The 23,108-nt window shown below is 41.8% G+C and carries 17 protein-coding genes; 6 read left to right on the top strand and 11 right to left on the bottom strand.

All coding sequences use genetic code 11. From position 1 onward, the window contains the following. Nucleotides 1-4: 4 nt before the first annotated feature. Nucleotides 5-481: a cobalamin biosynthesis protein gene (locus tag AACU32_RS37740; protein ID WP_339378598.1), complete on the bottom strand. Its 477-nt coding sequence runs from the start codon at nt 479-481 to the stop codon at nt 5-7. A 989-nt stretch (nt 482-1,470) separates the two neighbouring features. Here AACU32_RS37740 and AACU32_RS37735 point away from each other — a divergent pair. From AACU32_RS37735 to AACU32_RS37720, 4 genes are all read left to right on the top strand, one after another. Further along, nucleotides 1,471-1,920, top strand: a complete 450-nt coding sequence (locus tag AACU32_RS37735) for an Hsp20/alpha crystallin family protein (RefSeq protein WP_096607347.1) — start codon at nt 1,471-1,473, stop codon at nt 1,918-1,920. A 567-nt stretch (nt 1,921-2,487) separates the two neighbouring features. After that, complete coding sequence (locus AACU32_RS37730) at nt 2,488-3,105, top strand: hypothetical protein (RefSeq protein WP_096607346.1); 618 nt, start codon at nt 2,488-2,490, stop codon at nt 3,103-3,105. Between the two features lie 310 nt (nt 3,106-3,415). Further along, nucleotides 3,416-3,856, top strand: a complete 441-nt coding sequence (locus AACU32_RS37725) for a DoxX family protein (protein WP_096607345.1) — start codon at nt 3,416-3,418, stop codon at nt 3,854-3,856. A 12-nt stretch (nt 3,857-3,868) separates the two neighbouring features. Continuing rightward, nucleotides 3,869-4,363, top strand: coding sequence for an ureidoglycolate lyase (locus tag AACU32_RS37720; RefSeq protein WP_096607344.1), 495 nt, complete (start codon nt 3,869-3,871; stop codon nt 4,361-4,363). 334 nt (nt 4,364-4,697) lie between these two features. On the opposite strand, the gene AACU32_RS37715 is transcribed toward AACU32_RS37720, so the two are convergent. The 5 genes from AACU32_RS37715 to AACU32_RS37695 all read right to left on the bottom strand — a co-directional run bounded on the left by AACU32_RS37715 (nt 4,698) and on the right by AACU32_RS37695 (nt 11,337). Beyond that, nucleotides 4,698-5,861 carry an XdhC family protein gene (locus AACU32_RS37715; RefSeq protein ID WP_096607343.1) on the bottom strand — a complete coding sequence of 388 codons (1,164 nt, stop codon included), beginning with the start codon at nt 5,859-5,861 and terminating at the stop codon, nt 4,698-4,700. Between the two features lie 164 nt (nt 5,862-6,025). Continuing rightward, nucleotides 6,026-8,140, bottom strand: a complete 2,115-nt coding sequence (locus tag AACU32_RS37710; RefSeq protein ID WP_096607342.1) for a xanthine dehydrogenase family protein molybdopterin-binding subunit — start codon at nt 8,138-8,140, stop codon at nt 6,026-6,028. Beyond that, a complete protein-coding gene (locus AACU32_RS37705) occupies nt 8,137-9,132 on the bottom strand; it encodes an FAD binding domain-containing protein (RefSeq protein WP_096607341.1) in 996 nt (331 codons plus the stop codon). Before AACU32_RS37705 ends, AACU32_RS37710 begins: the two co-directional genes overlap by 4 nt. Beyond that, entirely contained in the window at nt 9,129-9,842 is a 714-nt protein-coding gene (locus AACU32_RS37700; RefSeq protein WP_096607340.1) for a 2Fe-2S iron-sulfur cluster-binding protein, read from the bottom strand. The genes AACU32_RS37705 and AACU32_RS37700 overlap by 4 nt, the downstream gene beginning before the upstream one ends. A 187-nt stretch (nt 9,843-10,029) precedes the next feature. Then, the gene (locus AACU32_RS37695; RefSeq protein ID WP_096608350.1) at nt 10,030-11,337 is read right to left on the bottom strand and encodes an RNA-guided endonuclease TnpB family protein; all 1,308 of its coding nucleotides are present in this window, start codon (nt 11,335-11,337) and stop codon (nt 10,030-10,032) included. A gap of 671 nt (nt 11,338-12,008) precedes the next feature. Between AACU32_RS37695 and AACU32_RS37690 the strand changes: the two genes are divergently transcribed. Continuing rightward, nucleotides 12,009-12,161, top strand: coding sequence for a hypothetical protein (locus AACU32_RS37690; RefSeq protein ID WP_339378597.1), 153 nt, complete (start codon nt 12,009-12,011; stop codon nt 12,159-12,161). Between the two features lie 341 nt (nt 12,162-12,502). Here AACU32_RS37690 and AACU32_RS37685 read toward each other — a convergent pair whose 3' ends face one another. From AACU32_RS37685 to AACU32_RS37675, 3 genes are all read right to left on the bottom strand, one after another. Continuing rightward, nucleotides 12,503-14,110, bottom strand: a complete 1,608-nt coding sequence (locus AACU32_RS37685) for a serine protease (protein WP_096607339.1) — start codon at nt 14,108-14,110, stop codon at nt 12,503-12,505. Between the two features lie 418 nt (nt 14,111-14,528). Beyond that, the gene (locus tag AACU32_RS37680; protein WP_096607338.1) at nt 14,529-16,550 is read right to left on the bottom strand and encodes a tetratricopeptide repeat-containing S1 family peptidase; all 2,022 of its coding nucleotides are present in this window, start codon (nt 16,548-16,550) and stop codon (nt 14,529-14,531) included. Between the two features lie 251 nt (nt 16,551-16,801). Then, the gene (locus AACU32_RS37675) at nt 16,802-17,350 is read right to left on the bottom strand and encodes a COP23 domain-containing protein (RefSeq protein WP_096607337.1); all 549 of its coding nucleotides are present in this window, start codon (nt 17,348-17,350) and stop codon (nt 16,802-16,804) included. A 484-nt stretch (nt 17,351-17,834) separates the two neighbouring features. On the opposite strand from AACU32_RS37675, the gene AACU32_RS37670 reads away from it, so the two are divergent. Next, nucleotides 17,835-19,253 (top strand): serine/threonine-protein kinase, encoded by a 1,419-nt coding sequence (locus AACU32_RS37670; protein ID WP_096607336.1) that lies wholly within the window; start codon nt 17,835-17,837, stop codon nt 19,251-19,253. 161 nt (nt 19,254-19,414) lie between these two features. On the opposite strand, the gene AACU32_RS37665 is transcribed toward AACU32_RS37670, so the two are convergent. Both AACU32_RS37665 and AACU32_RS37660 read right to left on the bottom strand, forming a co-directional pair. Then, entirely contained in the window at nt 19,415-20,203 is a 789-nt protein-coding gene (locus AACU32_RS37665; RefSeq protein WP_096607335.1) for a S1 family peptidase, read from the bottom strand. A gap of 315 nt (nt 20,204-20,518) precedes the next feature. Next, entirely contained in the window at nt 20,519-22,483 is a 1,965-nt protein-coding gene (locus AACU32_RS37660; protein ID WP_096607334.1) for a multicopper oxidase family protein, read from the bottom strand. Between the last annotated feature and the right edge of the window lie 625 nt (nt 22,484-23,108).

Below are 23,108 nucleotides of genomic sequence, written 5' to 3'. Positions count from 1 at the left end.
TTTCTCATCCTTGAGCAACGGCTATTGTAACTGCTCCTGGTTCGCCCTGTAAGCGGAAAATTTGTTTAGGAACTAAGCACCTTACTCCTTCAGCAGTTATAGCCGGAGTCAGGTGTGATGAACTTGAGTTCAGGTTGAAAGCTAGTATCTTAGTTTGCCAGTTAATATCAGCAGCTGCAAGTATAGCAGCAGCTTCTGCTACACTGGGAGTTCCCATTGCTTGCTCGGTAATCTTAGCCGGATTGGGTACACAGACGAGACGGAGAATTTCAGCGGGAAAGGTTTTAAAAGTCAAATTGTGTAATTGGCAAAATTCCCGTAAACATACTTCTTTAGCCTTATTGTCAATGGTAGCAATACCTGCGATCGCACTTTGGTCGAGTTGATTTTCTTGAAACACCTGCTGAATTGCTTTTTCAAGCAAATGTGTTGATGTACCTCGCTGACAGCCAATTCCTACCCACAAACTTTGTTGATTCACTACCAGCTTTCTCCGCTGCTAAATTTAAAATTTTTATTTTTTCTCTAATTGCAGGAATCAGCGCGAATTAACCTTTTTATATGAGTTATATACTTTCAGGTTCAGTATTATACATAAAAACTGATCTTTACAATACTTTTCCCAAAAATAAAAAACTATATATTGTTTACATCTAGCACAGTAGGAAACGCCGAGGGAGAGATAAGGTAAAAGGTAAATGTCCTGATTCTTTTTGAATTCATGAGTATGCTTGAGGCGCAAGCATTTTACCTTCTCTATCTTGGTGTTTCAATTTCTTCCTTCTTCGTTGCAGCAAGAGTTTAAAAGTTGCGACGGAGTTTTGCTCTCTTCACTATATCTTGAACTTTTCACTAATCCCATGTAGTTTTATATCTGTTTTAGCCAATATTGAAAACTCCATTTAGGGACTTCCAAGTAAAAAAATCTTCCATTAGTAAGAATATTTAACACAACCGATTACTGTTAATATTTTCAGTAATTTCCTCTGGGTATATCACTTTCGGATAGTACGTAGATACTATTAAATGGCGATCGCGCTGTGCCAGTTGCGTAAGTCCTGTCAGATTTATCAACAAAGGCAGAGGGCAGGAGCCAGCTATGCTCAAGGGAATTCTGATTAGATCCCTTTGGCACGACCGAAAGGGAGTAAAGGTTTAAGACCCCCAGCAGATTGAAAATTTGGGGCTGCTTGTTTAGGAGGGGTCGGAATCCCCTTCTAAATAAAACCTTCTGCCTTCTGCCTTCTTCAAGTACCTATTTTAGAAATTAGTTGGTGAGTTGACCGAACCAAGAAATGGCAGATTTCTACACATAGGTTTATACCAAGATTTTGGTGTGGCAATCATCATTAATTGAGTGATATTAACCGAACTAACAATCTGATTATTAAACATTACTATAAGAATCAAAGCAATGAATTAAAACTTCGATTGTTCAAACAACTAAAGACTACTAAAAAGGAAATCAATATGTTAGTTCGTTACAACCCCTGGCAAGAATTAAACGCTATCCAACGTCAAATTAATAGCCTATTTGAAGACACCAGAGTACCATCTACAGTGTTTTCCAAAGGCTTGGTAAGAGTGCCGGCGGCTGAATTACAAGAAACTGAAGAAGCTGTTCATCTCAAACTAGAACTCCCAGGATTAGAAGCTAAGGACTTGGATATTCAAGTTACCGAAAAGGCTGTGTATGTTAGCGGTGAGCGCAAAACAGAAACTAAAACTGAAGATAAAGGCGTGACTAGAAGTGAATTTAATTACGGTAAATTCCAACGTGTAATTCCTTTACCTGCGCCAATTCAAAATACTAACGTAACAGCAGATTATAAAGATGGTATCTTGAATTTGACCTTGCCGAAAACTGAGCAAGCAAAGAACAAAGTTGTGAAAGTAAATCTTGAGCAACCTGCTGCTTAATCGGTGGGAATGCGACTAAGTGGTAAATAAATTTGTAGTTAGGACTTTAGTCCTTGATTTGAGGACTTAAGTCATCACTACAAACTCATGAAAATTAAGCTAAAAGCCTGGTCATCGCACTGACTGGGCTTTTTTTTAGTTGTTCAGCGATTGAAAATAACTATATTCAGAAGGGGAATGGGGAATGGGGAATGGGGAATGGGGAATGGGAAAGTAATTGTGTCCCTATCTTTAATCTCACAGATTTCTCTTCCCCTTTACCCTTTACCCCTTTACCCTTTCCCCTACAAAAATTTACATAATTCGCTAGAATCATGCTTACTTAATTTTTAGTCTCATGTATAACTGATAGAGCTTTGTTTACAAGCAACGGATGTTTTGGGGGTATGGGTTGGCTAAAGTCTAGACTGATTGAGCGATCGCACTTTTCATGAAGTGATGGAAACAACCAGGCGATCGCCACTTAAGAGAGTTTATTCGGCTATAACAGTAGCGATCGCACTCTTAACAATAGCAAAATAATTGGCATTTTTCCTGAGAGTCGGTGACAAGGAGATAGGATTGGGGATGGACGCTGCATATTGTTTGTATCAGACGCGCAAAAACTTTCACAAGCACAGTCGAGAATTTTCCTTAAAGCGGTTGATGTATAATTCCCTGATTCCTCCTTGGTGGATGATTAAAGCAGGCGATCGCCGATTTTGCGTTTTATACCGCGACCAAAATATTCTTTGGAAAAAAGGTATAGTTGTTTGGGGACGCATAGTGCAAGCGAACAATTTACTATTTGATCCGGGAAAATGGGATCATCCAGCAGTCATCGTTTTTAGTCCTGTTCCTGTATTTGATAGTAAACTCAAAGATCTGACAAGAATCGCCCATGATCTTTATGAACTCAAAGATAAAAAACTGAACCATCCAGAGATGGCGGATTTTGTAACTTTTGCTGAGGCGATTACCAATGAAATGGATTGTTTGTTTAACGTCAAAATCCCCGAATCTTTAACATTAAATCAACTAGTATATTTCACATCGATTATGGTATATCGTAAACATCTCCCTGGAGGCTATTTAAAATCTGGTTGGTTTCCGATTTTAATTGCTCCAGACAAAACTCCTGCTGCCATGATTTTACCAGCGAAATATTGGTTTTCTGAAATATTAGATTTATGGTGTTGTGATTAAATTGTTTTTGTCATTTGTCATTTGTCATTTGTCCGCGTCCCTCTCATCCCTAACCCCTAGGGCGTGTTTTCAAACTCCTCGTTTAGCCTTCTAAGTTTCTCGATCCCCCTAAATCCCCCTTAAAAAGGGGGACTTGAAGACTCTTTTAGCCCCCCTTTTTAAGGGGGGTTGGGGGGATCTAAGACTTTGAAGACACGCCCTAGCCCCTAGTCCCTAACGTCGCCAATTTTCCTACTCTTGACTGAAGACAAAATGACATATATCCCCAAAACTGAAGAGATATTAGTAAATTGAGAATCAGGCGAATCCCATGTACAAAAATAAGGAACTTTGGCGCGTCATCCTTGCAGTATCCATCATTATCGTTGGCGTGACGCACTTTGTTGTTCCCCAACCATTTGTGAAAATTATGCCGCCACAACTGCCATATTCTTTAGAATTAGTTTATCTCAGTGGCTTTTATGAAATTTTGGGTGGTATCGGCTTATTAGTCCCACCTGTGAGTAAAGCGGCGGCTTGGGGATTAATTTTGTTATTTATTGCGGTTTTTCCTGCCAATATCAATATGGCAGTTAATCATATTAAGATTGAAACCATACCATATTCCGATTCACCTTGGTTGCAAGCAATTAGGCTTCCCTTGCAAGCAGTTTTGATTGCTTGGGCTTGGTGGTACACTAAACCTTCAGATAAAGATAAACAAGCCTCAATAATTCCCAAATCACTGATTCCCAAAGAGTTAGAATGGTAATTTCCTAATCTTATGAGTACATCACAAACAGTACAACAATTGCAGGCAGAATTAATCACACCAGAAAACTTTCAACGTTATGGACAGGTGATTTTTCCGAGTTCAGATGGTAAGGCTTTTGATGGGGAAGATGCCGAATTAAATCTGCAAAATGGCACTCCCCGCTTTTATATCATGCGCCTGGATAGTAGAGGGCGAAAGTTTCACAAAATTACTCGCCATGTGCAATGTACTCAATGTTTAGGTTCTTTATCAGGGAAAGATTGGTTCATTGCGGTTTGTCCACCACATAATGAATTGAATGAACCAGTGTTAGAAGAGATGGCTGCTTTCCGAATTCCTGGGGATTGTTTTATTAAGTTAAATGTGGGAACTTGGCACGCTGGCCCTTATTTTGATCATGAGTTTGTAGATTTTTATAATTTAGAATTGAGTGATACGAATGTAGTGGATCATTTCACTCATGATTTTCTCAAGAGTCATCGGTTAACGTTTGAGATGGTTTAGCTGCAATCCTATCTGATTTGTGAGAATTCGCGTTGTCCAGATCCCCGACTTCTTTGAGGATGTTACTGGCGAATGGTGGGTTTGACCCGTAAATGCTGATACAAATAATTCTCTCGCTTACCCGATATACCGCCCACAGGCTTCCAGCCTGTGGCTAACGCTACAAAGCCCACCTTCGTGGGCTGAATTCTTTAGCCCACGAAGGTGGGCTTTGTTTGATTAGCCGCACCATTCTATGGTGACGGCGGGATTTCGGGATCAGCGAGGGGTCTTACCCCTGATTCGCTAGCAGCATCCGTAAAAGTTGTCGGGGATCTTATTACCCACGAATGATTTAGAACTGCAATGCATTAATGGGAATTTCTTTCATCTCATGTGGCTGGTGAATTGGTAAAGCGCGATTTCTTAAAAAACCACCAGAACGGTTAGCTAATACAGCTTGAATTTCTGCGATGATGGATAAAGCGATCGCTTCTGGTGTATCTGCGCCAATGTCAAGCCCAACTGGGCTATGCAATTTTTCTAGTTGTTCTGGGCTATATTCTCCGCCTTCAGCCTGCAATTGGTCAAGTAATTTTTCACTGCGACGCTTCGGCCCCAAAATACCCAGGTATTTTACACAAGAGGGTAATAACATTTTCAGAATTGCTAAATCGTCGAGATAATTATGAGTCATCACTACTGCGACAGTTTGCTCATTCACAGATATTTGTTGATGTAAAATCTCTCGCCGACTGAGAATTACTTCATCGGCTATAGCAAAACGTTCTTTAGTCGCTTCATTGGCGCGACAATCAACTATAGTCACTCGCCAGCCTAAAGCTTTGGCAAACTGGACTGTGGGTAAAGCATCTTGTCCTGCACCAAATATTATCAGGTTTGTGGGTGGCTGGATAATTTCGATAAATACATCTACAATCCCTGAAGAAAATTGATATTTATTAATAGTTGATTTTTGATTTTTTAAGGCAATTTGAGTATCGTTAATTAATGCAGATTTTAAAGTAGATTCTGTGATATTAGTAATTATATTATTGTCTGGTTGAATAATTAAGCGATCGCCTACTTTGACATTAATAGCACCATCGACAGCAAATACAGTGGCGATCACACCTGGTTGCTGTTGCTCAAAACATTGCTGAATCAACAGCAAAGGGTTACATAAGTCACCTGATTCTAACCGTTCAATCAGTACTTGCACTAATCCATTGCAACCAAGCCCAAACCCCCAAAGGATATCTTCATCAGCAGTAGAGTCATAGGCGATCGCAATTGGTCGTCCATCCGGCATGGAAACACGAGTATGTTCAAACACATCATTTTCCAAGCAACCAGCGCTGATTGTGCCGATGATTCTACCTGTTGGCATCATCAACATCCGCGCCCCAGGACGACGATAGGTAGAGCCTTGAACATTAACTACAGTTGCCAGAAAAATTGATTCAGCATCATGCTGAATTTCTGCAAATGCTTGCAAAATAGCAGTAATTTCTTTCATTTGTCATTTGTCATTTGTCATTTGTCATTTGTCATTTGTCATTTGTCATTTGTCAACAGTCAACAGTCTGTAGGGGCGGGTTTATTTAGATTATTGTTGATCCACGAGGATATCTGTGAACCCGCCCGTACAACCGTCAACCGTCAACCGTCAACCGTCCCCCTTTACAGCAACTTATCAGGTGTTATGGGTAAATCACGGATGCGTTTACCTGTGGCATGATAAATAGCATTGGCGATCGCAGCTGAAACTCCGGTAATACCAATTTCACCTACACCACGCGCCCCGGCTGGGTTAAAGTTTAAATCTGGTTCGCCCACGAAGATTACTTCAATGCGGGGAATGTCTGCATGGGCGGGAAAGTGGTATGTGGCTAAGTCGTAAACTACGGGGTAGCCGATGTTGGGGTCAAGATGACATTCTTCCATTAAAGCTTGTCCAATACCCATAATTACGCCGCCACGGATTTGGCTGGCTGCGGTTTTGGCATTCATGACTTTACCAATGTCCATCACCGACACCCACCGCGTTACTTGTAAGCGACCAATTTCTTCATCGATGCTGACTTCACAAAAATGTGCGCCCCAAGATTGAAATGCCCATTTCTTCGCCTCATCACCAGGGGCGCTGGTAGCTGTGGCTTCAAAGGCTGATTGACCAGATTGTTGCAACTTTGTCAAGGCTTCTTGAGCAGTTTTCGCGTCGGCAGTTTTTAGGACTTCCGCACAAGCTGACATGACTGCTGGAATTAGGGATGCAGTCATTTGGGAACCACCTGCTAAACCACCATCTGGTAATAAAGAGTCTCCCATCTCTACCCGGATTTGTTCAACTGGTAAACCCAATATCTCTGCGGCTGTAGCAGCAACAATGGTATAAGCACCAGTACCCATATCATTACCAGCAGTGAGGATGTGGGCTGTACCATCTCCTAGCAACCTGGCTTTGACTGATGCTTGACCTCTCATCCCGGGGAAGGTGGCGGCGGCTACTCCCCAACCAATGAGTTTACCATCACGAGTGAGCGTTCGCACTTGTTTTGGTCTGTCTTTCCAGCCAAATTTATCTGCACCGACGCGCAAACAATCAGCAAAATGCTTGGCGGAGAAGGGTAAGCCATGTCGCTGGTGTTCTGTGGTTTCGTTGTTTAACCGCAGTTCTACTGGATCAATTTTCAACGCCCAAGCTAATTCATCGATGGCTGATTCCATTGCCCACATCCCCGGATTTTCTCCCGGCGCACGCATGAATGTGGGTGTACCAATATTTAAGGTGGCCATGTCTTGCTTGAGGCGCAGATTTGGTGCATCGTACATTACTGGGGTGATGCCGGTGCAGCCTTCGGGAAACACATCTACAGGTGAGGTGCAAGATTTCGCTTCATGCTCAATTACAGTTAGTTTACCATCAGCCGTTGCCCCCAAACGAATTAATTGCTCAGTTTCCGAACGGTGTCCGGTGTTGGCTGTTAAGTGTCGGCGGCTGAGGACAACTTTCAAGGGACGTTGAATTTGTCGCCCTGCTGCTGCTGTGAGGATAGCATGAGGCCAGGGGAATGCTTTAGAACCAAAAGCTCCACCGATAAAAGGAGTGACAATCCGCACTCGTTCTGTTGGTAAGCCAAAAAGTTGGGCATAGGTGCGTTGCGAACCCGCTACCCATTGCGATGGCTCGTAGATTGTCAACGAGTTGTCATCTTGCCAATGGGCAATAATGGCATGGGGTTCCATCGGTGCGTGCAGTTCAGTAGCAGTGGTGTAAGTTGCGGCAATTTTCACCTGGGCGGCGGAATTACCTGCTGCTATATTACCTTTTTCAAACTTTAGCTCCTCACCAAACAAAGGTGGTGCATCTTTGAAGGTGGCTTTTTTCGCATCTACTAGGGGCTGTTGAGTTGTGTATTCTATCTTCAGTAAGTGGGCAGCGTGACGTGATCGCTCGAAGGTATCTGCAACCACTAAACCGATAATTTGCCCACCATAGTAAATTTTATCATCTGACAACGGTAACCGCTCCTCATAAATTTTCGAGGACATAAAATCGTTGGCAGGTTTAAATATCTTGGGTGGGTTTTTGGGGGTAAAAACTGCAATTACCCCTGGTGCTTTTTCGGCGGCGCTGGTATCGATACTTTTAATTTGTCCGTTGGCGATACTGGCGGTGACGAGATAACCATGAACCAACCCAGGAATTTGATGTTCGGCGGCGTAGGTTGCAGTACCCGTTACCTTGGCTCGTCCATCTTTGCGGTTTACACCTGTGCCAATTACTTTATTCATGCTACACCGCCTCCTTTGGCAGAAATCGTGAGTGCGCGCCGAATTGCTCGTTTTGCTAATTCGATTTTGTAACTGTTGTGAGATAAAGGCTTGGCTTCCTTGAGCGCAATTTCTGCTGCTTGTTGAAAGGTTGTGGTTTCAGCAGTCTTACCAATTAAAAACTCTTCTGCATCTTTTGAGCGCCAAGGTTTGTGAGCGACACCACCAATTGCGAAGCGGACAGTTTGAATTTTATCGCCTGCTAAGTCAACAGCCGCTGCTACGGAAATTAGTGCAAAAGCATAAGAAGTGCGATCGCGTAATTTTAAATAAACTCCCGATTTAGCAAAGGGTAATGGTGGTATAATCAACGACGTAATCAACTCCCCAGGCTCTAAATTTGTATCTCGCTCTGGTGTATTTCCTGGCAGCCGATGGAATTCTGTAAATGGTATTTGTCGCTTTCCTTGAGTGCCGACAACATCAACCACCGCATCTAAAGCCGCCAGCGCTACACTCATATCGGAAGGATTCACCGCAACACACTCCTCACTAGCTCCTAGGATAGCGTGCATCCGATTAATTCCACTGATGGCTGGACAACCTTGCCCTGGTTGGCGTTTATTGCAAGGAAAAGCAGTATCGTAATAATAAGGACAACGGGTACGTTGCAGTAAATTCCCGCCGACAGTCGCCATGTTGCGAATTTGCTGGGATGCGCCCGCCAGAATCGCCCGGGAGAGGATGGGGTAATTACGGCGGACATCGGCATGATCGGCGACATCAGTATTTGTCACCAATGCGCCTAAACGTAAACCGCCATTCGCCATTTTTTCAATTTGCTTCATCTCCAATCGCGAAATGTCAATCAGTTGCGATGGCTGATCTAAGAATACCTTGAGGCGATCGACGAGATTTGTTCCCCCTGCAATAAACATAGCATTGCGATCGCTAGTTGCTTTTTGAACTGCATCTTTCAGGGAACTAGCGCGGGCGTAGGTAAAATTATTCATGCACTTTCCCCTGCTTCACTAAATATCACATCTGCAACCGCAGAAGGTGGTGTTTGTCCCAGTGCTTGTTGCACTGCTGCTACAATGCCGTTGTAGGCGCTACATCGGCAAAGATTACCACTTAATCGCTCTTTAATTTCCTGTTGTGAAAGTTCCGCCAACTGTGGGGGACGAGTCAAATCTGCGGTGACAACACTAGCACAACCTCGTTTCACTTCCTCAAGTAACGCCACAGAAGCACAAATTTGTCCTGGTGTGCAATAACCGCACTGAAAGCCATCATGCTCAATAAATGCTGCTTGTACTGGATGGAGAGTATCGCCCTTTGCCAAACCTTCAATAGTGACAATCTGCTTATCTTCTTGCATCACTGCCAGAGTTAGGCAAGAATAAACTCGTTGACCATCAATTAACACTGTACAAGCCCCACACTGCCCATGATCGCATCCTTTCTTACTGCCCACTAGCCCTAAATTTTCACGCAATGCATCTAGTAGGGTGACACGCGGCTCAATATCCAGAGTTTGCAACTGGCCATTCACTGTTAGTTTCACCGTCATCTCTCCTGGGGAATTTGGGGTAACTTTTTTAGCTATGCTGGTTTGATTGAGCAAAGTCGGAGCAGCTATCGCCGTACCCGCAGCGGTTAATGCTTGTCCGAAAAAACCGCGACGGGAAGTTTTTCCTCCGCCTTTTTCATTCTGCGACATGATTTTTCCCTTTAAATTTGCCCGGTTAGTAGTTAGTCAAGACTTTAGTGCTAGATTTGAGGACTTGAGCCGCTCACTACAAACCGTTCAAACTTTACTTGATCGAGTAGTCATAAAATTATTTTTACTATGAGTTTGTTCATCTGACTGTGAACTACACAGAAAATCTACCTAAAGTTTGACACTCTCAGGGCTGAAGCCACTGAGATTCTGCGGACAGAGTAAACTTAGGTAGCACCCAAAGTCTAACTCTCGCTACGGTTGTCAAAGACCGTCTACCCAGTAAGCCTAAGTCTAAGCTTAGATTGCTGGCTACTTTTCTTAAAATATTTGCTGCCCCATTGAGGTCGGCGTTAACGATTAAACCTTTAGCTGACTGATACAATCCACGTTCAACGCGCTTTCCTGATGCTTTCCACCCTGGAGGTTTTTCGCCATACTTGGGCAGGGAGTCGCCATCTAAGTAGCTGGCTTTTGACGTGTAAGATTCTTCGGTTTCTTGATATCTAATTCCGTGTAAATCACAAAGCTGTTTCAATCGGTCTTTGAGCTTACCTAATGGCATTTGAACAAACTTTTGATTGTTTAGTCTGCCCATGTCAGCATTAGACTTAAAGCCTTCATTCCAACCAATTATTAATGTTCCAATGCCATATCTAAGACAATGGCTGATAATTAGCTTCGCTGCTTTGTTGATGCCATCACGCATTTGATGGTTACGTTTACGAGTTACACGGTCTAGCCAGTTGTCCCAATAAGCTTCTGGTTTACCTTCTTTACGAGTCGATACTTTCTTGTTCCATAATTGATTCATTGCCTTCATTGCACGAGCGTCAATCAGCAAAGAATTCCCCAAAGTATCAACACACGCCGCAAGATTATCAGCAGTGCCAAGGTCAATCGATAAAGCTTGATTAATGTCTAATTCGTGCTTTTGTTTCTCCACCTCATAGGACATCTCAAGATAAAAAGCACCATTTTTAGGAAGAATGGTGAACTCTTTAATCTTTGAGTAATCAATGTTTGATGGCATTGGTAAAAAAAATTCTGAAATACCAAACCAACGTTTTACTGTCAATCCCAAAGAGAATCTAAGTTGTCCATTAATTAATGTTGGTTTCTGTCCTCCAGAATTAGGATAGGCAACTTTAAACAACTTAGAACCTTTTAGATAATCAGGAGGTTTAGGTTTGAAATGTAGCTGTCCTTTGAAGTATAGCTCTCTAAGTTCTTTAAAAGATTTAAAAGCTTCTGTCACTGACATCAATGTTTGTTGCATAGGCGTTGATGGTAACGATTGAGCAATCAAGGTTTTTGAAATTGATGGTTCAAAAGCTAAATCAAACTTTCCAGTCAGCAACTTCCCTGTTTTAAAAAACACCTGACGGGCAAAGTATACACAATTGTTATATAGCTTGCCTGCTTGTTGACAGAGATACTCTAATAACGCTGTAGTTTCACTATCAGGAGAAAGTAAAACTTGTTGTACTCCGATTGTTTTCTTCGCTTTAGCCACTGGCTCGACCTTCCAGAACTTTGTTGACTGTTGACTGTTGACAGTCAAAACGGATATTTTTTCACAAATAAAAAAAACTGGGATTTTCAATTAATAATAAACGAATTCAGTGATAATTTTTATGTAAAAAAGTTATCAAGCGTAAAATATTATAACACGATCAATTATCATTCTTAACTAAAAATTAAGTTATTTAAATAATATATTTTTTAATCATCCCGCAATGGTGCATTACTGTATATTTATAAGCTGTTAAGCTAATAATCATCGTCAACGGGAGCATCCCAATTTTGCCTTGAATAAATTCGTAGTGGGAGCATCTTGCTCTCTAATGCAAACGCAGCGGGCAAGATGCCCGCACTACAAAAAATGAATTTTATTATAGATGTACCCCTGTCAGATAATTCTAGAGCTAGCTTGCCTGATGAAAGATAGATTTTCCATCAGCAAAATTAGCTAATTATTGGACTTTAGTTTTGGCATTTTTAGGGTAAATACGGGTAAAATTCCTGATCATTGGCATCTACAAACCTGAGTGAGTTATTTTGCGCAGTTGATTCAAATTTCTGTGTGGTGACTACAGACTTCTGTGTGGTGACTACAGACTTCTGTGTGGTGACTACAGCTAGTGGTCTATCGCATTAATTGTGATGAGTCGCGGATGTTCAGATCCCCGACTTCTTCGAGAAGTCGGGGATCTGACACCTGCAACCTGTCATAAGTTTTGGGAATTGCGATCGCTCAAGTTGATTGTTACCCGGAAACTGGCTGCAAGCAAACTACCAAATCCTCTTGATTGTTAAAATCTAACCAGGCTTTGGCTCAGGGACTTACTCGTAAAAAAATATTTCATTAGCGGTTCTCATTTGGATGCGATACAATGGAGGGCGGGGAAACCCATTGGTGTCAACTTAAGTCAAAACGCTTATTCCACAGGCATTTTACCCCACCCCTCAATCCCCTCCCCGTAAACGGGGAGGGGAAGTTTTGGCTTTTAGACAAAACTGGGGTGGGGTAGCGCGGATCTTGGTGCTACGTGATTTTGTATCAAATCATATCCTGGCAAGGGTTTCACGTTAAGTTGACACGTATGGGGGAAACCCCACCCCTACGCCTGTACCTAATCGGCAGACAACCGGGTATACTATTGAAGTTTTCTGATTTGATTCACCGCATCCTGATAATCATCTTTTTTGCCTTGTTGCTGATAAAGCTCTGCGGCTTTTTGAAAATCAGCGATCGCACCGGGCTTGTCGGGTAAATTTTTGCGAACAATTCCTCGATTGTAGTAGGCATCGCCATCGTTGGGATTAATCTTGATAGCAGCAGTGTAATCAGCTATAGCCCCAGACTTATCTCCTAAATCGTTGCGGGCATTTCCTCGACCTGTATAAGCATTGGCATCGTTGGGATCAAACTTAATCGCAGCCGTGTAATCAGTGATCGCCCCAGCATTGTCTCCCAATTTGCGGCGGACTAATCCTCGGTTGTAGTAGGCTAGCCCATAGTTGGGATTAATCTTGATCGCAGCGGTGAAATCAGCGATCGCCCCTGGCTTATCTCCTATATCGTCGCGGGCTGAACCTCGATTGTTGTAGGCTTTGGCATAGTTGGGATTAATTTTGATCGCAGCGGTGTAATCAGCGATCGCTCCTTGCTTATCTGCTATATCGTCCCGGACAACACCTCGATTGTAATAGGCTTGAGCATAGTTGGGATCAATCTTGATCGCAGTGGTGTAATCAGCGATCGCCGCTTGTTTATCTCCTAAATCATCGCGGACAAAACCTCTGTTGTAGTAAGCATTGGCATAGTTGGGATCAATCTCAATAGCAGCATTGTAATCAGCGATCGCCCCTTGTTTATCTCCTATATCGTCGCGGGCATTTCCTCGGTTGTTGTAGGCATAGGTATAGTTCGGATCTAGGCGAATGGCTTCAGTGTAATCAGCGATCGCGCCTCGATAATCTTTACGATCATATTTATCGTTGGCTTTAAGATAAAAATCATCCGCTTTGGGTGCAGTAGCCACATTGATACTTGGCAACTTCACCCCCAAATCTACCCCCATTGCTAACATCTGCCTTGCTGCTGAATAGATAGTAGTTCCTATGCCCGTGACAATTTTACCCTGGCTCTTGTCGCTGATTTGTTGCTCATCAGCCCTGCCGTGAACTGCTATCACTTCCCCTTGCTCGTTTAAGACTGCACCCCCACTCATGCCTTTTAAAGTATCATTATCGTAAATGATGTTATAACCATCACGCTGCGCTGTGCCATTGGCGTTTACTTGTCCTTTGTTAAAAAACAAACCGGGCTGAGAAATAGCTGCTGTTTTCGCCGGAAACCCAGCAACATAAACTGTCGTGGTGCGTGTCGCTTGATCGGAATTTCCGATTTTGGCAATGGTATAACTTTTATTACTGTTAAACTGTAATATTGCTAAATCTGTCTGTGCTAAGGGCTGTATTGATTTTATTTGATAACTTTCCCCATCGGCAGTGAAGATTTGATATTTTTGCCCACTTCTGACTACATGATAGGCAGTGATGACAGTGTAACTATTGCCAGAGCGTTTAATTATAATTCCCGAACCGGAATCAGTGGACTTTTGAGTGTTAACAATTTTGACTGTAATCTCTGTGGCAATTTTTTCGATTTCGGGTGCAGATAATCCTAATGCTACCTGCGATTGTACCAATACTATTGATGCGCCAATCAGCGCCGATGACAGTGTGTAATAATATTTCATCATCTATAAAATCAAGTAATTAGGCTGTTTGTAAAAGTGTAATATTCTGTCCGCTTGATTACTTACTAAATCCCCAGAACCCCACCCCTTAATCCCCTAAGAGCAAGCGAGGAGGGGAGACAGGTGAGGCGGGGTGGGGTGCAGTAACTATGGGCATCATAATTAATTACTCGGACATGATATAAGTAAGTAGCCGTCATAAATTGCATACACCAGGAAATAGGAAAAAACTTCTGATTCCCCTCCTCGCTTGCGGGGAGGGGTTAGGGGTGGGGTGCAGTGACTATAGGCATCATAATTAATTACTCGGACATAATATAAGTTGATATGTAGAAAACAAGATTAATTATGAATTTAAATAGACAATAGCAGACCAGCAAATTGTCAATAAAACCTACAATCTTATTGATGCCATGCTCTATTGTTGATATTTTTTAATCAACTCTAAAGCGTTTTGATACCACTCTGTATTTCCTTGTTTTTGAAGTAGTTCAGCGGCTTTTTGCAAATCGGCGATCGCTCCTTTTTTATCTCCCAATTGATAGCGGGTTAAACCCCTGCCATAATAAGCATTGGCAAAGTTGGGATCAATCTTGAGCGCAGCGTTGCAATCAGCGATCGCTTCCTTGTATTGTCCTAAATCGTAACGGGCATTTCCTCGGTTATAGTATGCATCCACATCTTTGGGATTAATCACCAGCGCAGAGGTGTAATCAGCGATCGCCCCTGGAATGTCTCCTGATTTGCGGCGGGCTAATCCTCGGTTGTAGTAAGCATCGCCATACTTGGGATTAATCTTGATCGCTGTGGTATAATCAGCTATACCCGCTGGGTATTCCCCTAAAGCGACACGGGAAATGCCTCGGTTATTGTAGGCATCGCCATATTGGGGTCGAATGTTGATGGCAGAGGTGTAATCAGCGATCGCCGCAGTATTGTTTCCTGATTCGCGGTTGGCATTGCCTCGGTTGTAGTAGGCTTCAGCATCTTTGGGATTAATCTTGATCGCAATGGTGTAATCAGCGATCGCTCCAGCATTGTCTCCTGATTTACGGCGGGCGATTCCTCGGTTGTAATAGGCATCGCCATAGTTGGGATTAATCTTAATCGCCGTATTATAATCAGCTATAGCCGCTGGGTATTCTCCTAAATCGGCGCGGACTATTCCTCGGTTGTTGTAGGCATAGGCATAGTTGGGATTAAGCTTGAGCGCAATGTTATAATCAGCGATCGCCGCTTGCTTGTCTCCGGAAGCAGCGCGGATGATTCCTCGGTTATAGTAAGCATAGGCATAGTTGGGATTAATTTTAATCGCCGTATTGTAATCAGCGATCGCCCCTGACTTATCTCCTAAATCGGCGCGGGCTATTCCTCGATTATTGTAAGCATCGGCATAGTTAGGATTAATCTTGAGGGCAATGTTATAGTCAGCGATCGCCCCAGTATTATCTCCTAAATCGGCGCGGGCTAATCCTCGGTTGTAGTAAGCATAAGCATGTTTGGGATTAATCTTGATCGTAGCATTGTAATCAGCGATCGCACCGGGCTTGTCTCCTAAATAGTAGCGGGCTACACCTCGGTCATTGTAAGCTTCCGCATAGTTGGGATTGAGGCGAATCGCTTCGGTGTAATCAGCGATCGCCCCTTGATAATCTTTCTGGTCATATTTATCGCTGGCTATAATATAAAAATCATCGGCTTTGGGTGCAGTCGTCCCATTCATACTTGGCAGATTTACTCCCAAATCTACCCCCATTGCTAACATCTGCCTTGCTGCTGAATAGATAGTCGTGCCAATGCCAATAATAATTTTACTCTGGCTCTTTTCGCTAATTTCCTGCTCATCAGCTCTGCCGTGAACTGCTATCACTTCCCCTTGTTCATTTAACACTGCACCGCCACTGGTTCCCTTTAATGTCGGCACATCATAAATCATGTTGTAACCATCACGTTGGGCAGTACCGTTAGCATACACTTTTCCGTCTTTAAAGAATAAAAAATCTGGGTTAGTGATATTTGCTGTCTTCGCCGGAAATCCTGCAACATAAACAGTCGTGGTGCGTGTGGCTTGATCCGAGTTCCCGATTTTGGCAATGCTATAACTTTTGTTACTGTTAAACTCTAAAATTGCTAAATCTGTCTTTTGTAGGGGCTGCATCGATTTTATTTGATAACTTTGCCCATCGGGAGTGTAGATTTGATATTTTTGCCCACTTCTAACGACATGATAAGCAGTTAGTACCGTGTAACTATTGCCATTACGTTTAATAATGATTCCCGAACCAGAATCGGTAGCATTTTGAGTATTAACAATTTTGACTGTAATTGCTGTGGCGATTTTTTCAATTTCGGGTGCAGATAATCCTAATGCTACCTGCGACTGCACCAATACCATTGATACACCAATCAGCGCCGGTGACAGCGTGTAATAATATTTCATCTTTTTACCCAATTTTTTTAATTTTAGATCCCCGACTTCTTGAAGAAGTCGGGGATCTGAGCAGCATACACCACCGCATTCACCAAAACATAGTTACTTGTTGCATAGTCAAAATGTATACAAACACCAACTATCTACTCAGATGCTAATGCAAAAAATCGGTAAATTGTAGGGAACACTAAGCAAATCGAGAATTTCCCGATAGTCTGTAGATGTTCCCTACTTGTCTGCATTCACTCACTCCGAAATTTTTACTTTTCCGGTGGGATGTTGTTCAAGAAGGTATCAAAATCAACGTAGATTTGCGTATCATCATTATTTTGATTGAGAATCCTTCCCGAAGCTAAACCACGCCTATCTAACAGCCTTTCCGCCGCCAGTCGCGCATTCGCACCTCGCTTGAGGGTAAATAAAACACTTTTGCTGGTGCAAACATCGTTTGTACTCACAGCAGCGCAGACTACCGGATAACCATTGACTGTTCCAGAGATAATAGTTCTGAGATTACCGCTGTCATAGTTCTGTTGAAATCTGTAAGATACTTGCTTACAGCGTTCTAAAGCCGTCAACTTAGAAGAGAAAAACTTTTCGTCACTCCAGCGAATTATTGGTCTTGGTAGGCCATCTTCTGTATACACAACGGTTGCAGGCTTACCCTGGCTCTTAGCACATCTAAAAGCTGGGCTGCTAGCATAACTAGGCTGATGCATAATTACAGTTGTCGTAGATGCCATGAGCAAAGCTACGCCAGAAACTCTAGCACCCTTGGTCAAAATGGAACTGACTAAATTGCCAACCATAAATTTATGTGTGTTTGACTAGTAGAAAAGGGTATAAATTTAATTATCGGGAAAATATCGCTATTGACAAACTAAATTTGCAGAATTTCTGCATAATACTTAAACATATCAGTAAAAATTACCTTCTTAGATGAAGAAAATTAAAGTTGGCTGTTAGATCTTCAGCCTTTTGTGTCAAAAAAATCACCAAATGTTATGGCATTATCTTCAAGCAGGGAACAAGTCGTTAACGGTTGACTGTTAACTGTGAACCGTAAACCGTTAATAATAGCAATGGAATATTTTTTGACTGGGAAGTACCTAAGAAAACAAAAATACGAAAATATTCGGAATATTATGTAACTTTTATGGCAAGCATCGAAAATATTTCTTGAGAAGGATAAACTAGCCCAGCCTAAAGAAATATTAATTTTTAGTAAATGATTTAGGATGGCTATATATAAGCCAGCGGGTCATCAGTTCTAGGATTAATGGGTGAATATCAATGAATCAAAAGCTTGGTGGACGTTACCAAATTCTCAAACAAATCGGAAAAGGGGGGTTTGGAGTGACTTTCTTAGCCGAAGATACCCAACGTCCTGGAAATCCCAAGTGCGTTGTCAAACAATTTCAACCCATGTCTACCAATCCCAGAACTTTAACCGAAGCACAACGTTTGTTTCAAACCGAAGCTGAGACTTTAGAAAAGTTAGGAAAGCATGACCAAATTCCCCAGCTTTTGGCGCACTTTGAAGAAAATCAAGAATTTTATTTAGTTGAAGAATATATTGCCGGACAGGACTTGAGTCACGAATTGCTTCCTGGGACAAAATTGAGCGAAGCTGATACAATTCAACTGTTAAAAGATATTTTAGAAGTTTTAATTTTTATTCATCAGCAAAAAGTAATTCACCGCGATATCAAACCATCAAATATTATCCGCCGCACAGATGGTAAAATTATTTTAATTGACTTTGGTGCCGTTAAACAAATTAGTACCCAAATAGTTCTTTCTTCTGGACAAACACAAATAAGTGTTGCTGTTGGGACTCCAGGCTATATGCCTAGTGAACAAACATCTGGTAATCCTGTGATTGGTAGTGATATTTATGCAGTCGGAATACTGGGTATTCAAGCTCTTACAGGAATACAAGCACAACAATTACCAAAAGATGTCAATCATGAAATTGTTTGGCGCGATCAAGCACAGGTTCACAAAGAGCTAGCATCTATTTTAGATAGAATGGTGCGTTATGACTTTCGCCAGCGTTATGAGTCAGCAGAGAAAGTATTACAAGCTCTACAACAACTGTCACTAAACTCAACATTACCCCCAACAATTCTGCACAAATATATACCTGATGCAATACCTTGGAAATGGATAATTCCTTCTTTTACAGTTGTCGCCGCATCTATTGCCATATTTATTATCTTTAAACCGTCGATATCGCAACCACCAACGCCACCTCGAGAATTATTATCCTATGAAGATTCCGACTTAAATATCAAAATAAAATATCCTGACAATTGGGATAGACAAGATTTGAAAAATCCGATTACTGGAGAATGGGTAAAATTTTTATCGCCTAAACAAAGCCCAAAAGATAATTTTCAAGAACAGCTAACCATCAAAGTTGAAGACTTTTCCAAAACCTTAGAAGATTCGCAAACCGAATTTGTTAAAGAAATTAAAAATTCCAGCAACTCGAAAATTACTAGTAGCAATACAACTACTTTGGCGCATAAAAAAGCGTATCAATTAATTTATACTGTCACAAATGAGGAAAACAATTTAAAAAATTTGCGGATTTGGACTTTAAATGGCGATAAGGCATACATTATCGTCTACACTGCTGCTATAGATGATTATGATACATTTCTGCAAACCGCCCAAACAATGATTAAATCATTTGAAATTAATTAGTCATTTGTCATTTGTCATTTGTCATTTGTCATTTGTCATTTGTCATTTGTCAGAAGGAAGATGGCGGAATTTTGAATTGCTTGTCCTCCTTGTCCTCCTTGTCCCCCTTGTCCCCTTTCCCGTTTCCCCTTCTGAATACAGTTACATTTATTTCCGTTAGTCTATTTACGAATTACAAATATCGGGACAGCCCAACTGAGATGATTAATTTGCTTATGTAAATCCTTATCAGCTTCGGAACCATCCACAAATACAGAAGGCGCATCCCACAAAGGATTGGCTTGCATTCCATTGACACCAACTAATTCACCGCGATGATTGAGTAATGGACCGCCACTCATCCCTTTTTGGATATCATTACTGTAACCAAATTGATAACCACCTTCTAAAGCTTTGGGTAGTAAAAGTGAGACTTTACCAGTAGTGAAATTAAATGTTTGTTTTTCTTCATCTTCTTGTGCAGAAAAACCACTAGCAAACACTTCATCGCCTACTATTGGTTGAGAACCAATCGATGATACTGTATAATTTTTTTTAGGGCTGCGAAACTGCAATATTGCTAAATCATTTTTGCCAAAGTTTGCGTTTTGAGGTAAAGTCGCTGCATATATGTGCCCATCAGGTGTTTGAATTCGATAGGGAGCATCACCGGCTCTGAGGACATGAGCATTAGTGACAACTGTATAAATAGAGTTTTGTTTTTGCAAAAGAATCCCAGAACCCAAGAATTCTTTTGACATGACTTTGACAGTAATAGCTTGAGCTTGCAGACGTAACTTGTCTGTTGAGATTTGCGCTTGGGGTACTCCCCCACCGACAGCTTGGGGGATAGGTGATTTGCAATTAGCGATCGCACATTCACGGCGCTGGCTCCAATATGATGCTAATGCATATATTGCCAGCAATAAACAACCAACACAGGTAACTAGTGTCAATTTGTGCTTAGTCATCCCATGTTCAAGCTCATAACTGTAGTTTGAGAGCGATCGCTAAATCTCACTTTAGCGAGAATATATAATTCTACAAATTCAATTTACCGCATTTTGCAATCTTCGGGACTTCCAAGTAAAAAAATATTCCATTGCTATTGTTGTAGGGGCGGGTTTAACCGACATATCTGTTAGCACCGTGAATATCTCACAAAACCCGCCCGTACAAACAGTCAACAGTCAACCGTCAACAGCCATACCTGAAAATTGCTGTAAGTTAGTAGTCAGGACTTTAGTCCTTGACTTTTTAACTGAAGTCCTGACTACGGATTAGGTTTAAATTAATACAGCAGTGTTGGCATTATTTAATGATGCTAGCGGATTTGTACCCGGAGCTAATATTTCGTAAGGTCGCATCATCTCATTGTCTTCATGGGAGAGAATATGACAATGCCAGACATACTCTCCGGGAAGGTCGAAGGTGGCGACAACACGGATAACTTCACCGGGATCGATCGTGACAGTATCAAGTATACCCGCTTCGTTGGGCGCTGCCGGAGTCGCTGCTCCCTGATATTGAATATTGATTAATGGTGCTGTTGGTGAATACGCTCCTGTTAGTGGATCAATCTGAGTTGCAGTAAAATCCTGTCTGTCGAGCAGTTGGAAACCCGCTTCGTGCAAATGGATGGGATGGGAATCGCGTGTAGTATTGTAAATTTCCCAAATCTCGCAATCGCCAAGTTTGATATACTCGGTAATCGGATCATCCCACATCAGCGCACCTTCCCGAATCGTTCCCAGCATCGGTGTGATGCGTCCAAAATCATCGCCGGGGTTCTCAAATAGAGCTAACTGTTTTGCGATCGCTAATCCTGTGATTGGATCGGTTGGAGTAACATAATTTGTAGGGTTCTTAAAGCCATTAAAGCCTATATAGTCAGGACTTGTATGATCGTAGCGATCAATCTGGCTAACACTAGTCGGTAGCAATATCCAAGCCGGTTTAGTCTTATCTCTAGGGTTATCGGTTCGTAAGGTTGTCGGTAAGGGAGTATCAGCAACCGTTACCTGATTCCCTACTCTAAAAGCCATAATCTGACCCGTTGTATCTGGGTTGTTGGGAATTGGTTCACTGGTAATACCACCAGCAAAATTATTCAGAATTAAAGTTTCTCCCTGATACCCTTTAAAGTCTACAACTACATCCGCTCGTTGACCCGGTGCAAGTTCCAGGTGAGTAAGTTTCACTGGCGCATTGAGTAAACCTAAGTCTGTACCAATCTGGTAAAAGTCTAACCCTTGTTGCAGTTTGAGGCTGTAGAAGCGCGAATCAGAACCATTCAGCAGGCGGAATCTGTATTTCCGTGGCTCAACATCTAACACAGGCCAGGCTTTCCCATTCACAAGCATAACATTACCAGCACCGAATTCTGGTATTACACTGGGATTAGGTGCAGTTGCCGGAAGCATCCCTTCTAAGCCTGCTGCAAGTAAATCTGCATTGGAAGATGGATAAAATAATTTACCATCTGCTGTAAATATCTTGTCTTGAATAACTATGGGATATTCATAGTAAACATCTGGGTCTTTGCGCCAATTACCTTGGTAATCGAAATTAACGTAATTACCTGGAAGTGCGTTTTCGATTTGAGGTGTTTTTGGATTATCAGGTATGCCAGTATCATATTGATCCCGCAAGATATAAAAACCTGCTAAGCCAGCATAGACATTGAGGCGAGTGATTCCTAGGGCGTGGTCATGATACCAGATGGTGGCAGCTTGTTGATCGTTGTCATAGGTATAGGCTTGGATCGCACCTTTATTTATTGCTAAACTTCCGCCTTTACCAGTAGAAGTAAACCAAGCATCTGGAAGACCATCGTATTGAGATTTATTCTTTCCGCCATGCAGGTGGGCGACTACTGGAACACCGTTTTTGCTAATGGTATACTTAGTGCCAGTATAAGCCCAATGAAGTGTGGTATCTACTGGCAGTAAATGTTGTTTAGGAAGCTTGCTCTTCCAATTTATAGTAATTGGTGTACCTTTTTGTGCCACAATCGCCGGACCAAGGTAATTAAGACCAGCCGCATCCCAAGCTGGAGCAAAAGCGCTATGGTAACCCCAGGTTTGGGTTAGAGGTATTCCTGTCCCTAAACCAAAGTTATGAGTCCCTTGACTCATTGTGATTGTATATCTACCTTTACGCCTAGCATCAATAAAGAATCCCGGAGCGAGTAGGTTTGGTAATTGATTAGTGTATTTAGGAATAGTCAGTGGATTGAGCAGCGCAACCATAATAGATCATCCCTGTGTAATTGAAGTAAAAACCATAGAAAAAACCACAGCAAAACCAGCTTAAGCATCGTCTTGAACTATCTTTGTTTGCAGTTTGTTCAGCGATGTTAACCGATGATGTAGTTGAGTTAATTTGTGGTCGATTAAATGTTCAAAAATGCTCTGGCTCTCCCAACATATCAGTAGCATCAAAAGCTAAGAAAAATCTCGCCTTCATTCCCTACATAGGAAATGAAGGTTTCGATTACGAGAGTCAAAGCTTTTATGTAATTAAATTAGATAATAATTGTGAGGAACTTGTGAGGAAAAAATACAGCTAATAATTTTTACAAAATTCTATTTTTGGATAGAGTAATTGCAATGATAGCTATTTTTAAATTATCAAATTTTGTTACTTTTTTAATAACTCAAGATTAAGATATATTTCATAATTAGAAAATTTGCTATACAAATTGAAATGTAACCATGTTTTGAGGATTTGTCCTACTTATGCCTATTTTCTCATGCCTATAAGCTATTAAAATTTTCCTACTTTATAGCTAATTAACTATTTAGTAAATCACACAATGAGCATGATAATCCTACTTTCTCCGCCCCTAGCCCCTAGCCCCTAGTCCCACAACCA

This window comes from Calothrix sp. NIES-2100 (assembly GCF_963875285.1).
Lineage (GTDB): Bacteria > Cyanobacteriota > Cyanobacteriia > Cyanobacteriales > Nostocaceae > Aulosira.
This window is presented reverse-complemented; position numbering and strand designations above follow the sequence as displayed.

Bases quoted from the DNA above. Each gene is read 5' to 3' on its own strand.
- AACU32_RS37735 (WP_096607347.1), top strand. From the start codon at position 1,471: ATGTTAGTTCGTTACAACCCCTGGCAAGAATTAAACGCTATCCAACGT.
- AACU32_RS37730 (WP_096607346.1), top strand. From the start codon at position 2,488: ATGGACGCTGCATATTGTTTGTATCAGACGCGCAAAAACTTTCACAAG.
- AACU32_RS37725 (WP_096607345.1), top strand. From the start codon at position 3,416: ATGTACAAAAATAAGGAACTTTGGCGCGTCATCCTTGCAGTATCCATC.
- AACU32_RS37720 (WP_096607344.1), top strand. From the start codon at position 3,869: ATGAGTACATCACAAACAGTACAACAATTGCAGGCAGAATTAATCACA.
- AACU32_RS37715 (WP_096607343.1), bottom strand. From the start codon at position 5,861: ATGAAAGAAATTACTGCTATTTTGCAAGCATTTGCAGAAATTCAGCAT.
- AACU32_RS37710 (WP_096607342.1), bottom strand. From the start codon at position 8,140: ATGAATAAAGTAATTGGCACAGGTGTAAACCGCAAAGATGGACGAGCC.
- AACU32_RS37705 (WP_096607341.1), bottom strand. From the start codon at position 9,132: ATGAATAATTTTACCTACGCCCGCGCTAGTTCCCTGAAAGATGCAGTT.
- AACU32_RS37700 (WP_096607340.1), bottom strand. From the start codon at position 9,842: ATGTCGCAGAATGAAAAAGGCGGAGGAAAAACTTCCCGTCGCGGTTTT.
- AACU32_RS37690 (WP_339378597.1), top strand. From the start codon at position 12,009: ATGAGTCGCGGATGTTCAGATCCCCGACTTCTTCGAGAAGTCGGGGAT.
- AACU32_RS37685 (WP_096607339.1), bottom strand. From the start codon at position 14,110: ATGAAATATTATTACACACTGTCATCGGCGCTGATTGGCGCATCAATA.
- AACU32_RS37680 (WP_096607338.1), bottom strand. From the start codon at position 16,550: ATGAAATATTATTACACGCTGTCACCGGCGCTGATTGGTGTATCAATG.
- AACU32_RS37675 (WP_096607337.1), bottom strand. From the start codon at position 17,350: ATGGTTGGCAATTTAGTCAGTTCCATTTTGACCAAGGGTGCTAGAGTT.
- AACU32_RS37670 (WP_096607336.1), top strand. From the start codon at position 17,835: ATGAATCAAAAGCTTGGTGGACGTTACCAAATTCTCAAACAAATCGGA.
- AACU32_RS37665 (WP_096607335.1), bottom strand. From the start codon at position 20,203: ATGACTAAGCACAAATTGACACTAGTTACCTGTGTTGGTTGTTTATTG.
- AACU32_RS37660 (WP_096607334.1), bottom strand. From the start codon at position 22,483: ATGGTTGCGCTGCTCAATCCACTGACTATTCCTAAATACACTAATCAA.